Below are 633 nucleotides of genomic sequence, written 5' to 3'. Positions count from 1 at the left end.
CTTGATCATTTTGGTGTTGGCGGGCAGCACCTCGGCCGCGAASMSCCGCCTGGCGCAGCAGGGCCGACACGGTGGCGTGCGGCAGCCGGGTGGCCTGTACGGCGTGCCCGGTGGGCGCGATGCCGCTGTGCCGGGCGCCCTGGACCACGACGAGCGGCTTGGCGGTCGCGGCCCTGCTGCGCCAGGCGGGTGTCATCCGCGTGGACACCGTCACGGAGATGGTCGACGCCGGACTGCTGCTCGCCGGGCAGCCGCTGCCGTCAGGGCCGCGGGTGGGCATCCTCGGCAACTCCGAGTCGCTCGGGCTCCTCACGTACGACGCGTGCGTCGCGGACGGACTGCGGCCGCTGCCGCCGCGCGATCTGACCACCGGCGCCACCCCGGCCGACTTCCGGGCGGCGCTCGCCGAGGCGCTGTCGGACGACGGGTGCGACGCGGTGATCGTCAACGCGATCCCCTGGGTCCGTGAGGACGGGCGATCGGCCGACCCCGAGACGCTGGCCACGGAGCTGCGGGCGGCGGCCGCGGGCTGCCCCGCCAAACCCGTCGCCGTGGTGCACGTCGAGCTCGGCGGCCTCGCCGAGGCCCTGTCCGCCGCCACGAGCACCCGCCCGGACGCGCGGGGCCGGGGCC

Annotated in this window: 1 pseudogene; it reads left to right on the top strand. The window is 76.5% G+C overall.

Annotation, left to right across the window (positions count from 1 at the left end):
* Positions 1-71: 71 nt before the first annotated feature.
* Positions 72-633: pseudogene (locus tag AB8Z36_RS42190) on the top strand (acyl-CoA synthetase); the annotation flags it as partial.

The sequence above is a fragment of the Streptomyces flavofungini genome (assembly GCF_041028215.1).
Lineage (GTDB): Bacteria > Actinomycetota > Actinomycetes > Streptomycetales > Streptomycetaceae > Streptomyces > Streptomyces flavofungini_B.
Note: the sequence above shows the minus strand (reverse complement) of the source record. Positions and strands in the feature narration are given on the sequence as shown.